A 12,624-nucleotide genomic window follows, 5' to 3' on the forward strand; every position below is an offset into this window, starting at 1 on the left:
ATGTTGGCGCGAGGCCCCCCTCTCTGTCCTGCCGGACATCTCCCCCTCAAGGGGGGAGATCAGATGTCACGCCGGCTTTCGCCAATCACCAATGCTGCAGAAAAGGCGCCGGCGTCGAAGCTGCCAATCTCCCCCGTTGAGGGGGAGATGCCCGGCAGGGCAGAGAGGGGGCGAAGGAATGAGGCGTTTGTTTTTCCTCGCTCCGATCAAGCCCTGCGTCTCTCTGGGCCCTCATCCAGCCACGCTACATCCTCCGGCGTCAGCTTGATATCCAGCGCCCTAAGACTGTCCTCCAGCTCGTCCAGTGTGCGCGGGCCGATCAGCGGGACCGAGGGGAAGGGCTGCGACAGCACGTAGGCGAGCGCGACATGGATCGGGCTCTTGCCTAGTTTTCGCGCCAGTTCGATCGCCCGGTCCCGGCGGCCGAAATTCTTTTCCGAATACCAGACCCGCACCAGCTCTTCATTGTCGGTCCGGTCGCGGCCGGCGCGGTCGGTGAAGAAGCCGCGGCCCTGGCTCGACCAGGCGAAGTTCGGCATCTGCCTCGCCGTCAGCCAGCCCTTCCAGTCATCCGTGGAAGAGGTGACGCAACCGGGCCAGATCGGCTCCAGCATCTCGGCCAGCGAGAAATTGTTGGAGAGCGCGCCGGGCTTCTGCTTACCGTTCTTTTCGGCATAGGCAATCGCCTCGTCCATGCGCTCCATCGTCCAGTTGGAGCCGCCGAACAGGCCGCGGATGCGGCCGGCTTTCGCCTCGCGATCCATCGCATCGACGAATTCGCCGACCGGCACGTCCGGATTGTCGCGATGCATGAAATAGATGTCGACATGGTCGGTCTGCAGCCGGTCGAGCGACTGCGCCAGCTGCTTGCCGATCACATCGGGATAGCAGAGCGGCGAATGCGCGCCTTTGGCGATGATCACAGACTGCTCGCGCACGCCGCGATTCCTGAGCCATTGGCCAAGCAGCGTCTCGGTGTAGCCGGCGCCATAGACGAAGCCGGTGTCGAACAGATTGCCGCCGGCCTCGAAATAGGCGTCGAGCAGGATCGAGCCGGAGGAGAAGGTGCGGAAATCCTCGAAGCCGAGCGCCAGCAGCGACACTGCGCGCGGCAGGCCGGGAATGGCGCGCTTGCCGATTGCCTTGCCATCGGTCCGCAGCGGCCGGCCAGAGAGGGTGTTGACGCGCTTAGCCGGCTTTTCGATGTCATATTCCAGCCCGACCGCGGCGCGCCATTTGTCGAGAACGCGCAGCGTGCCGACGCTGTCGTTCCAGCCCATGCCCGGCCAGGCGAACTCCTGCCGTCCGGCAAGAATCGCCTCGCCGGCGGCATCGACCTCGAAGGAATAGAGGTGGCGGGTCTCGCCGAGGCTGATCACCTCGCGAGCCGCCCCGGACCGGATCACCTCGATCCGGCCCGGTCCGACGTCGCGGTTGCCACCGGCGAACCAGAAATCGGGCACCTCGATCTGACCCTTGGTGCCGAAGATGCGCAACACATTGTCCTGGTTGAGCGAGATGCTGCAGGAGATCTCGGCGACGATGCCGTTGGGGAACGTGAGCAGGGCCGAGGACCACTCATCGACGCCCGATTGGCCGAGATGGGCAGCGCCCACGACCTTGTCCGGCTCGAGGAAAGGCTGCCCGGCGGCGGCGCCCGCGATCAGCCGCGCCATCGACACCGGATAGCCGCCGACATCGAGAATGCCGCCGCCGGCCATGTCGTTGGCATAGAGCCGATGTTCCGGCATGAAGCCCGGCATGGCGAAGCCGAAGCTCGACTTGATCATGCGGATCTCGCCGATGGCGCCCGACTTGATCAGCTCGACCAATTGCAGCGTCTGCGGGTGCAGCCGGTACATGAAGGCCTCGCCGAGAAACGTGCGGGCCTTGCGCGCTGCATGCATCATGGCGTCGGCCTCGAAGGCGGTCAGCGCCAGCGGCTTCTCGCACAAGACATGCTTGCCGGCCTCGGCGGCCTTGATCGCCCATTCGGCATGGCCGGGATGCGGGATCGAAATGTAAACGGCGTCAACTTGCTTGTCGGCGAGCAGCGCGTCATAGCCGTCGAGGATGCGCGCGCCCGGAAAGCTCTGGGCCAAGCCCGGCTTGGCGGGATTGCGGGCGCCGAGCGCGACCAGCTCGCCGTTGCGGGACCCCGCCACGCCGCCGGCAAAGGATTTCGCGATGCTGCCGGGTCCGAGAATGCCCCAGCGGATTTTTCCAGATGTCATGTCGAATTCTCCATGGTCGCCGCCACGCCTGGCATGCCGGCAAAGAAAATTTGCGGGTCAGCGGATCCTGGCGCCCGCCTTGTCGAAGAGCAGCGCCCGTTCCGCCTTGATTGAGACCGTGAAATGGTCGCCGCTGGCGCGCTGGCGCGAGGCCTCGCGCTCGACGATCAGCTCCTCGGGTCCGGCATTGGCGTAGACGTAGCTCACCGAGCCCAGATGCTCGGCGACGTCGGCCTTGACCGGGATGTCGCAATCGCCCTGGCCGGCCTCGAAGAAATGCTCCGGCCTGACGCCGAGCACGACCTCGGCGCCGACGGCGGGAAAAGTCTCGCAAAGCGGCTTGCGCAATCTGGCGCCGCCGTGATGGGCGAGCTCGAGGATGGCTGCGCTGTTGGACGTGTCGACGATCTTGGCGCTGAGGAAATTCATCTTCGGCGAGCCGATGAAGCCGGCAACGAAACGGTTGGCCGGGTCGTCATAGAGATCGAGCGGCGCGCCGATCTGCTCGACATTGCCGGCTTTGAGCACAACGATGCGGTCGGCCAGCGTCATCGCCTCGGTCTGGTCATGCGTCACATAGATCATGGTGACGCCGAGCTCCTTGTGCAGGCGCGAGATCTCGACCCGCATCTGCACCCTGAGCTCGGCGTCGAGATTGGAGAGCGGCTCGTCGAACAGGAAGACCTGCGGCTCGCGCACGATGGCGCGGCCGATGGCGACACGCTGGCGCTGACCGCCGGACAATTGCTTCGGCCGCCGCTGCATCAATTCGTCGATGCGCAGGATTTCCGCCGCTCGCTTCACCCGGCGCTCGGTGTCGGCCTTCGGGTTGCCGTTCATCCTCAGCCCGAAGGAGAGGTTCTGCTCGACCGTCATATGCGGGTAGAGCGCGTAGGACTGGAACACCATGGCGATGCCGCGGTCGGCCGGCTCGACATCGTTCATCACCTTGCCGCCGATGGCGATGTCGCCGCCGCTGATGTCCTCCAGCCCAGCTATCATCCTCAGCAGCGTGGACTTGCCGCAGCCGGAGGGACCGACGAAGACGACGAACTCGCCGTCGGCGATGTCGATGTTGGCGCCGTGGACGACTTCGAAGATGCCGAAGCGTTTAACGACATTGGTGAGGGTGACGGCCGCCATGTTAGAGCGAGATATAGCTAGGTTGGATCATTCTGTGTCCCAGTGGGCGAGGCATTTCGCGCTCTCCTATTTGACCGCGCCGGCGGCGATGCCGGCGATGAAATGGCGCTGCAAGAGCACGAAGACGATCAGCATCGGCACCGTCAGCATCACGGCGCCGGCCATGATGCCGCCCCACGAAACCTTGGTCAGACCGATCAGCGTGCCGAGCGCCACCGGCGCCGTCATCGCGCCCGGCTGGCTGTTGATCAGCAGCGGCCACAGATAGTTGTTCCACGAGGCGAGGAAGAGGATGATCGCAAGCGCCGCCAGCATCGGGCGGGCCAGCGGCATCGCCACGAACAGGAAGATGCGCCATTCCTTGACGCCTTCGACGCGGGCGGCGTCGAACAGCTCGGCCGGCATCATCGAAAAGGCCTGGCGCATGAAAAGCACGCCCAGCGAATTGAACAGCGGCGGCACGATCAGCGCGATCCAGGTGTTGGCCATGGCGAAGTCGCGCGCCACCATGATGAATTGCGGGATCAGCACCACCGCATAGGGAAGCGTGATGGTGCCGAAGATGATGGCGACGACCGCGCCCTTGCCGTGGAACTCGTAGCGCGCCAGCGCCCAGCCGGCCATCGAGGTGAGCAGCACCGAAAGGATCGTGTAGGTCACCGCCACCGAGACCGAGATGCCGATGGCGCCAATGAAATTGGTGTCGCGCTGCAGGTTGGCGACATTGTCGAGGAAATTGTCGTGCGGCAGGAGCTCGATGCCGGGGCTGAAGATGCCGTTATCGGGCATGGTGGAGAACACCACCATCATCCACAGCGGAAACAGCCAGACCAGCGCCAGCGGCGTCAGGAAAAGATGCAGCGCAATGACGCGGCCGAGCCGTCTTTGCGAGCGCGAGGTCATTTCGGCTCCCTCATCAACCAGAGCTGCACCAGGGTGATGGCGATGGCGAGCCCCGCCATGGTATAGGCGACGGCCGAGGCGTAGCCGAAATTGAGCGAGCGGAAGCCTTGGCGGTAGAGCAGCAGGCCGAGCGTCTCGGTGCCGCCGCCCGGGCCGCCGCGTTCAGTGATCAGGAACGGCTCGGTGAAGAGCTGCATGGTGCCGATAATCGACAGCACGGCGCAAAAGACGATGACCGGCTTCAGTAGCGGCAAGGTGATGTAGAAGAACTGCTTCACCCTGCTGACGCGGTCGAGCGTCGCCGCCTCGTAGACATCCTCCGGGATCGACTGCAGGCCGGCCAGGATGATGATGGCGTTGTAGCCGGCCCAGCGCCAGGTCACCGCGATCATGATCAGCGCCATGGCTGGCGTGACGTTGGAGAACCAGTCGATCTTTGAGATGCCGACGCTCTCCAGGAGCTTGTTGACGATGCCGAAATCGAGGCTGAACATCAGCCGGAAGACCGCCGAATAGGCGACCTCGCCGACCACAACCGGGGCGAAGAAAGCGAAGCGGTAGAGGCCGCGGGCTTTAAGCAGCGGCGAATTCAGAAGCACCGCCATGACGATCGCCAGCGCAATCATCACGGGCACCTGGATGACCAGGATCAGCAGCGTGTTCTTCAGCGCATTGTAGAAGGCGGGGTCGCCGATCAGGCGGCCCCAGTTGAAGGTCGGCGCGAAGCGCCACGGCACGGTGCGCGTCGCCTGGAAGGAGATGATGAAGGAAGAGATGATCGGCCAGATCCAGAAGATGGCGAAGATCAAAAGATAGGGCGTGAGGAAGCGGTACGCGGTGGCGTTCTGGGTGCGCATCAGCTTCCTCCTTTCGTCTGTCTTTGCCTTCTCCCCCTGTGGGAGAAGGTGGCCGCGAAGCGGCCGGATGAGGGGTGTTCCAGCGGAATGAGACGTTGGCGTTCCCTGGACCACCCCTCATCCGTCTTGGCGCTGCGCGCCAATCCACCTTCTCCCACAAGGGGAGAAGGGGAGGCGGCGCACTATTTAACCGGCAAACCTGTCGCGGCGGCGATCTGCTTGGCGGCGTCGTCGAGCGCGGCCTTGGCGTCGGGATAGCCGTTGGCCAGATATTTGGTCTGCACGGCGCGGACGATGATCTCGGCGTCGCTCTGGAACTGCGTGCCGCGGCTCGGCACCACCTTGGGCAGCGTGGCCAGGATATCCTTCCAGACGGCTTGGCCGCCCCAATAGGGCTGCGGCTGCGAGACGTAAGGATCGTCGAGCGCCGAGATCAGCGACGGCACCAGGCCGAAATCCTTCAGCATGGTGATCTGGCCGTCATTGGTCTCGAGCGTGTATTTCAGATAGGCGTAAGCCGCCTCCTTGTTCTTGGAGGCCGAGGTGATGGCCAGGGACGAGCCGCCGAGATTGGCGGCGCGCGGGCCGTCGGCGGTCAGGCTCGGCATCAGATAGACGCCCCACTTGCCGCTCTCCTTCGGCGATTCGGTGCGGATCGTGCCCTCGTACCAGCCGCCATAGACCTGGCTGGCAACGGTGCCGGCGGTGTTGTTGGTGATCTTCGTCGACCAGTCGGCCGACGACACGATGCCGGCGTCCTTCATCTCCTTGACCTTGGTCATGGCGTCGACGCATTTCGGCTCGGCCACGGTGATCGACTGGCCATCCTCGGCGAAATAGGCGCAGCCCTGCTCGTTGGAGATCATGCGGAAGAATTCGGTGTCGCCGTTGAAATCGGCATTGGTCATCGACACGCCCGGATTGGCGTCCTGGATCTTCTTGCCGGCGGCGATGAAATCGTCCCAGGTCTTGATCGAGGCGGGATCGACGCCGGCCTTCTCGTAGAAGTCGCGGCGGTAGAAGACGGCGACCGGGCCGGAATCCCAGGGCATGGCATAGGCCTTGTCGCCGACTTCGAGCTCGGTGCGCTTGAAATCGGGGAATTTCTTCTGGTCTTCCGCCGTGTAGCCCAGCGTGTGCAGGTCGACGAAGCAGTCCGGGAACTGGCTCCAGTAATTCTCTGCCTCGCCGTTCTCGATCGAGACGATATCGGGCAGGCCGACGCCGCCGGCGGCGCAGCCGGCGATCGATTTGTCATAGGTAGGCTGGTTGCCGAGGTCCTGAACCGTGACCTTGATGTCGGGGTATTTCTTGTTGAAGCCCTCGACCGTCGCCTTCAGCGATGAGGCGGCGATGTTCCAGCTCCAGATGGTGATCTCGCCGGACTGCGCCAGGGCCGGGCCGGAACCCAGAGCAAGCATAAGCGCGGCGCAGGTCAGTGTAGTGCGCATTGAAATCCTCCCATTTCATTTGCTCTCTCACTGTGAGCATGGCTAGACTATGCGGCGCGGAAGGCTTGTCCCCGTCGAAGGGAATGAGAAGTTGGCGGAAAGTAAGATGCCGGAGCGTCCGTTCTACCAGCCTGGCGCGAGCAGCGTCGAAGGACTGCCGCTCATGCTGCAGATGTTTTACAACCACCCGTTGGTGATGTTGAAGCCCCACTGGCACGCCCAGGTCGAGGTGAATTTCATCGTGCAGGGCCGCGTTCATTACCTCATGGCCGAGCACGAGATTTCGCTCTCGGCCGGCGAGATGTGCCTGTTCTGGGGCGGCCTGCCGCACCAGATGGACGATCTTTCCGACGACGCCATCTATGCCGGCGCGCATCTGCCGCTGGTGCATTTCTTTCGCCTGCATCTGCCGGCCGACATACGCCATCGGTTGATGACCGGCGCGACGCTGGTGACCAACGCCACCGACCAGTCGGACAACGACAATTTCAAGCGCTGGAACGAATATGCGCGCTCGGGCGATCCGGCCAGGGCCGAACATGCCGTCAACGAGCTGCTGCTGCGGCTCGAGCGGGTGCGCTTCGAGCCTTACCGGCTGGTGCCGGAAAGGGTGGCTGGGCAAGGCGCCGGCAATGCCTTCGACCAGCAGTCCTCGCGCAATGTCGGGCGCATGTGCGATTTCATCGCCGAGAATTTCCTTTACGACGTCGACTGCGTGACCATCGCGGCTGCGGCCGACATCCACCCGAAATACGCAATGAGCCTGTTCAAGAAATCGACCGGCATGACGCTCAACGAATATGTCAATCTGCTGCGGTTGAGCTACGCCCAGGCGCTGCTGATGCATGAGGACGCTAATGTGCTGAGGGTCGCCATGGACTCGGGCTTCGGCTCACTCAGCGCCTTCAACAAGTCGTTCCGCAAGCTCGCCGGCATGTCGCCTTCCGATTTCCGCCGGGCGGGCGGGGCGCGGTAACGTATCGCGTTAGCGGGATCATCAGGCGGATGCGACGGCGGGAAAGCTGACGGTCACGCCGAGACCCGGATTGCGGTCCTCGAGCGTTATCGCGGCACCATGCAGGTCCGCCACCGCCTTGACCAGGCTGAGGCCCAAGCCGCTGCCCGGCGTCGTGCGGCTGGCATCGAGCCGATAGAGCCGGCGGAACACTTTTTCGCGCTCCTCGGCGGGGATGCCCGGGCCATTGTCGCGGACATGAATGAGGACGTGGTTGCCTCCGCCGGTCACCGAGAGTTCGATCGCGGTGCCCGGCGGACAGTGTCTCAGCGCGTTCTCGACCAGATTGGCCAGCATCTGCATGAGCAGGTCGCGGTCGCCGTGCACATGCCATTTCGTGTCCGGAACGATCGTCGTGGACAGGGACTTGCCATCGTCCTCGGCGACATCGGCATAGACATCGCCGATAGTTTCGACGACCGGCCCGACGTCGAGGTCGACGAAACGCGCCTTGCGGGCGCCGGCTTCGATCTGGGCGATGCGCAGCAAGGCGTCGAAGGTGCTGTTGATCTGCTGGCTTTCGGCGCGGGCGTCGGTCAGCTCGGTCGAGACATCCTCGCCCGACACCGTCTTGTCGGCGGCGGATTCCAGGATCATCTGCAGCCGGTTGAGCGGCGTCTTGAGATCATGGGCGATGTTGGCGCTCACCTCCCGCATGCCGTCGACCAGGGCCGACAGGCGATCGAGCGCGGAATTCACCTGGGCCGAGACGGCGTCGATGTCGTCGCCATTGCCGGTCAGCGGGATGCGGGCATCGAGACGCCCATGCGAAACGTCGACCATAGTATTGGCGATGCCGTCGAGGCGCCGCTGGACGCGCGAGGCAAGCACGGCGCCGCCGCCGATCGCCAGGACGGTGATGAACAGCGTGGCCCAGCCGAAGCTCATCAACACGATCCTCTCCAGATCCTCGGTTTCCGAAAGCGAGAAGGCGACCGTCAGCTTGTTGCCGCCGACCGTGCCCGAATAGGCACGATATTGGGTATCGGGCGGCACGCCCGGCAAGTCGGCGGCGAAGATGGAAAAGCCGTCCGGCAGGCTGGAGGCGGTGAAATCCCCGGCGAGACGGTTGCCGTTCCGATCGGTGAGGGAAAAGATTTCGTCCTTGTCCTGGCTGAACTGGGCATGGTCCCTGACGGTTGAAACGAGATCCTCCTCGTCGCCCTCGGCATGGGTCGCGGCGATCAGCGAATAGGTCTCCTTGATCGATTGATCGAGCTGCCTGGCGAGCGAGGCGCTCATCAGCTGATAGACAATCGCGCCCGACAGGATGAAGGCCAGCAGGAACAGGAAGGCGAAGGTCAGCGCCAGCCGGAACGGCGTGCTGCGCAGCAGGCTGGAGCGCGTCCCGCTCATGCGATCGCGGAAGCGGTTGGCCGCCCCGCGATTGCGGAGGCAAGATCAGGCCGGGACATGCAGGCTGTAGCCGGTGTTGCGCACGGTGTGGATCAACGGCACGTCGAAGGGCCTGTCGACCTTGGCCCTGAGCCGGCTGATATGCGTCTCGACGACACTGGTCTTGGGGTCGAAATGAAAATCCCAGACGCGCTCGAGCAACATGGTGCGGGTGATGACGCGGCCCTCGCCGCGCATCAGCACTTCGAGCAGGCTGAACTCGCGCGGCTGCAGGTCGATCGGCTGGCCCTGCCTGGTGACGCGGCGCTGGATAAGGTCCATTTCGAGGTCGGCGACACGCAAAGCCGTCTTCTGCTCCTGCGCCGCCGGCCGGCGGCCGAGCGCATGGATGCGGGCAAGCAGCTCGGAAAAGGCGAAGGGCTTGACGAGATAGTCGTCGCCGCCGGCCTCGAGGCCCTCGACCCGGTCGTCGACGCCGCCGATCGAGGTCAGGAAAATAGCGGGCGTGCGGATGCCGGCGGCACGCACCGCCTTGATCATCGACAGGCCGTCGAGGCCGGGCACCATGCGGTCGGCGACGATCACGTCATAGGCGTTGCGGGTCGCGGCGAAGAGCCCGTCATGACCGTCGCGCAAGAGATCGCAGACATGGCCGGCCTCGGTCAGTCCCCTGATGATATAATCCGCGGTTCTCGGATCGTCTTCAACAAGCAGAAGTCGCATTGTCCGGTGCCGTCCTTGCCACCTCAACCATTTGTTTTTACGAGCTTTCAGACCGAGTGCCGCTACACATTTTTGCGAGGGACAGCCGATATCCGTCGCGACCGCCGACGGCAGCGGCGAAGAACCGGGCGGCCGGCGGCGAGAGCGACCTCATGGTCGTCCCGCGCTCGCGCCCAGCGTGAGAAGAAGCTCGTCCAGTTGCTCGAACGTCTCGCCCATCGCATCGGCCGCCCCGGTGCCGGCAGCGTCGAGAGCTTCTTTCGAGGGATAGAGCTCGTGCATCACCAGCAGCGTCTTGCCGCCCTTTTCCTCGAAGGTCACCGTGGTGACGGGTCCACCGTCGCCGCCTTCGTCATTGGTCCAGGCGAGGCGCGAGTACGGCACCACTTCGATATACCGGCCGAAGAACTCGGCGGGGTTCGAGGGGTCATGGCCGAACGCCAAACGGTACCCGCCCCCGACGCGAACATCCATCTCGCAGGAACGCAGGATCATGCCCATCGACTTCGGCGCCCACCACCGCTTGAACAGTTCGGGCTTGGTCCACGCCTCGAACACGATGCGTGCGGCGGCGTCGAAGGTTCGCGTAACGACCAGCTCACGGTCGGACCTCCGTTCTACTGTCGTGCGAGCAGGCTCACTCCGTTCCATCGACTTCCTCCTTCCGTTTCAGTTCCTCGACAACCTTGTCCAGCTCTTCGAAGCGTGCGTCCCAAAGCCGGCGGTAGCTCTCGATCCAAGCCGCCTCCTCCTCCAGTCCGCGCAGGCCGAGCGTGCAGGTCCGCACCCGCCCGGCTTTCCGGGTGGTGACGAGCCCCGCCTGTTCCAAGACGCCGATATGCTTCTTCATGCCTGTGAGGGTCATGTGGAATTTCTCGGCAAGGTCCGTGATCGAGGCCTCCGCGCGTCCGAGCTGCTCCAGAACGCCGCGCCGTGTGGCGTCCGAGAGCGCGGCGAACGAGACATCGAGGCGGGCTTTCGGATACTGAACCATTTGGTTCAGTATCTAGCGCATCGTTGAGCGGCGCGCAAGGGGATAGCGGGCGGGCTGCGCTGCCGGCCCTCCCGGACCGAGCCAGTCTCGCTGCTGCAGCTTACGGTCAATCGCGACATGCTCTAGTCGAGGAGCGCCAGCTCGTCTTCGTCGATCAGTTTTCTCAGCGTCATATGGAGAACGATGGCCACGATGCAGCCGAGGAAAATCAGGCTGGTGAAGGTGGCGCCGAAGCCCAGCCCGCCATAGTCGACCGGATGCGAGAGCAGGTCGCCGAAGGAGGCGCCGAACGGCCGGGTCAGGATATAGGCAAGCCAGAAGGCAAGGACGCTGTTCAGGCCGAGGAAGAACCAGGCAAAAGCGATCGCCGCGATCACGCCGCCAAAGATGAGGCCGGTAGCGAGATAGCCGATATCGAAGCGCTCGGCCACCAGATCGCCGGCAGCCGTGCCGAGCGAGAAGGTGAAGAGGATCGCTAGCCAGTAGAAGATCTCGCGCCTGGCGGTGAAGATGGTGTGGATCGAGAGGGTCCTTTCGCTGGCATACCAGACCGCGAAAGTCAGTGCGAGGGCGACCGAGAAGACGATGGTCGTCGTCTCCAGCCGCACGCCGAAATCGTCGATGAGGTTGTCGGCGACCAGGGTGCCGACGACGCTGATCAGCACGACGGCGAGCCAATAGGCCCAAGGTACATAGCGTTTCTGCGCGAATTGCAGGACGAGCGCGACGATGAGGATGCCGCCCATGATCAAGGACGTGACGGTAAGGCCGAGGCCGAGCTTCACGGCGAGGTAGTCGGCCGCCGTCTCGCCCATGGTCACCGCCATGATCTTGACCAGCCAGAAATCGATGGTGACGTCCGGGACGCGGTTGGGGGCGAGGTTGTCGGCTTGAGAGATCATGGCGCGATCCGCTGTTCGTTCGAGCCGCCTCGAATTCCGTATGGCGGCGACGCCCAAATTAGGCAGGCGAATTCACCGCGGCCTGTCCGCGTTCTTACAAATTCGTAAGGTTGGCCAAAAACATCCGCCGAGCCTCGTCATGCCGCCAGCGAAGAGATAGACAAGCCTTGGCGCCCCCTGGCTGCGCCGGAGCGGTGAGAAGAATGGCATCCCCCAAATCGACGCCGAATGCGTTCGACCAGCATAAGCGCCTGATCGTCGTGCAGCTGGCCGCCGTGCTTGCCGTCATCCTGCTCCTGTTCAGCAAGCCGGCGTTGGCCGAGGGATCGGACGGTCACGAAGTCATGGAGACGATCGGCTTCGCGATGGTGCTGATCTGCTTCCTCGGCCGGCTGTGGAGCATCCTCTTCGTCGGCGGCAGGAAGAATGACGAGCTGATCGTGTCCGGCCCGTTCTCGATGACCCGGAACCCGCTCTATTTCTTCTCGACGGTCGGCACGGCTGGCATCGGGCTGATGTTCGGCTCGCTGCTGGCGGCCCTCATGCTCGGCCTGGCGAGCTTCCTCGTCTTCCGCTTCACCGCGCGCAAAGAGGCGGAGTATCTTGCCGGCAAGTTCGGTGCGGCTTACGCGGCCTATGCCGAACGCACGCCGTCCTTCTGGCCGAATCCGCTGCTTTACCGCGACGAGGCGCAGTGGCTGTTTTCGACCGGCGCGCTGCGGAACACGTTCCGCGACGGGCTCTATTTCCTGGCTTTGTTTCCGGTGATCGAGGCGGTCGAGTATTTGCGCCTCAGCGGCGACCTGCCGACGCTTTTCACGGTCTATTAGTTTTCCGGTACAGAATGACCGACGGCTCTGTCTGCCTTGGCAGGCGGCATACGTTGGAGATTGACTGACGCGCTTGTCAGATCGTCATTCTATGGCGGAGCAAGGAGCGAAGCGACGCGCGCAGACCTTAGAATCCATTCCGTGACATCGAGGCGTTGCCACGGTGCAGAATTCTGCTCCGCTGCTTTCCTCGACCAAGGTCACGGAATGGATCCT

The 12,624-nt window shown here is 63.7% G+C and carries 12 protein-coding genes; 2 read left to right on the forward strand and 10 right to left on the reverse strand.

Going from position 1 to position 12,624, the window contains the following annotated elements:
* Positions 1 to 206: 206 nt before the first annotated feature.
* The 5 genes from LB515_RS26200 to LB515_RS26220 form a co-directional block, all read right to left on the reverse strand.
* A complete protein-coding gene (locus LB515_RS26200) occupies positions 207 to 2,234 on the reverse strand; it encodes an aldo/keto reductase (protein WP_224709432.1) in 2,028 nt (675 codons plus the stop codon).
* Between the two features lie 57 nt (positions 2,235 to 2,291).
* Positions 2,292 to 3,377, reverse strand: a complete 1,086-nt coding sequence (locus LB515_RS26205) for an ABC transporter ATP-binding protein (protein WP_224709433.1) — start codon at positions 3,375 to 3,377, stop codon at positions 2,292 to 2,294.
* A gap of 66 nt (positions 3,378 to 3,443) precedes the next feature.
* Positions 3,444 to 4,280, reverse strand: a complete 837-nt coding sequence (locus LB515_RS26210) for a carbohydrate ABC transporter permease (protein WP_224709434.1) — start codon at positions 4,278 to 4,280, stop codon at positions 3,444 to 3,446.
* Positions 4,277 to 5,137 (reverse strand): carbohydrate ABC transporter permease, encoded by an 861-nt coding sequence (locus LB515_RS26215; RefSeq protein ID WP_095769856.1) that lies wholly within the window; start codon positions 5,135 to 5,137, stop codon positions 4,277 to 4,279. The genes LB515_RS26210 and LB515_RS26215 overlap by 4 nt, the downstream gene beginning before the upstream one ends.
* A 182-nt stretch (positions 5,138 to 5,319) precedes the next feature.
* Positions 5,320 to 6,588, reverse strand: a complete 1,269-nt coding sequence (locus LB515_RS26220) for an ABC transporter substrate-binding protein (protein ID WP_224532413.1) — start codon at positions 6,586 to 6,588, stop codon at positions 5,320 to 5,322.
* Between the two features lie 106 nt (positions 6,589 to 6,694).
* On the opposite strand from LB515_RS26220, the gene LB515_RS26225 reads away from it, so the two are divergent.
* On the forward strand, positions 6,695 to 7,564 hold the full coding sequence (locus LB515_RS26225) for a helix-turn-helix domain-containing protein (RefSeq protein ID WP_224709435.1): 870 nt from the start codon (positions 6,695 to 6,697) through the stop codon (positions 7,562 to 7,564).
* A 21-nt stretch (positions 7,565 to 7,585) separates the two neighbouring features.
* Here the strand turns inward: LB515_RS26225 and LB515_RS26230 are convergent, their stop codons facing one another.
* From LB515_RS26230 to LB515_RS26250, 5 genes are all read right to left on the reverse strand, one after another.
* Positions 7,586 to 8,959 (reverse strand): sensor histidine kinase, encoded by a 1,374-nt coding sequence (locus tag LB515_RS26230; protein ID WP_224709436.1) that lies wholly within the window; start codon positions 8,957 to 8,959, stop codon positions 7,586 to 7,588.
* A 45-nt stretch (positions 8,960 to 9,004) separates the two neighbouring features.
* Positions 9,005 to 9,682, reverse strand: coding sequence for a winged helix-turn-helix domain-containing protein (locus tag LB515_RS26235; RefSeq protein ID WP_095769853.1), 678 nt, complete (start codon positions 9,680 to 9,682; stop codon positions 9,005 to 9,007).
* Positions 9,683 to 9,832: 150 nt separating this feature from the next.
* Entirely contained in the window at positions 9,833 to 10,333 is a 501-nt protein-coding gene (locus LB515_RS26240) for an SRPBCC domain-containing protein (RefSeq protein WP_224709437.1), read from the reverse strand.
* Positions 10,320 to 10,676 carry an ArsR/SmtB family transcription factor gene (locus LB515_RS26245; protein WP_140845933.1) on the reverse strand — a complete coding sequence of 119 codons (357 nt, stop codon included), beginning with the start codon at positions 10,674 to 10,676 and terminating at the stop codon, positions 10,320 to 10,322. Before LB515_RS26245 ends, LB515_RS26240 begins: the two co-directional genes overlap by 14 nt.
* Positions 10,677 to 10,798: 122 nt before the next feature.
* Positions 10,799 to 11,578 (reverse strand): hypothetical protein, encoded by a 780-nt coding sequence (locus LB515_RS26250; protein WP_224544363.1) that lies wholly within the window; start codon positions 11,576 to 11,578, stop codon positions 10,799 to 10,801.
* A 203-nt stretch (positions 11,579 to 11,781) separates the two neighbouring features.
* Between LB515_RS26250 and LB515_RS26255 the strand changes: the two genes are divergently transcribed.
* The gene (locus tag LB515_RS26255) at positions 11,782 to 12,408 is read left to right on the forward strand and encodes a methyltransferase family protein (protein ID WP_224544362.1); all 627 of its coding nucleotides are present in this window, start codon (positions 11,782 to 11,784) and stop codon (positions 12,406 to 12,408) included.
* The last annotated feature ends 216 nt before the right edge of the window (positions 12,409 to 12,624 follow it).

Source organism: Mesorhizobium sp. CA15 (assembly GCF_020165215.1).
Lineage (GTDB): Bacteria > Pseudomonadota > Alphaproteobacteria > Rhizobiales > Rhizobiaceae > Mesorhizobium.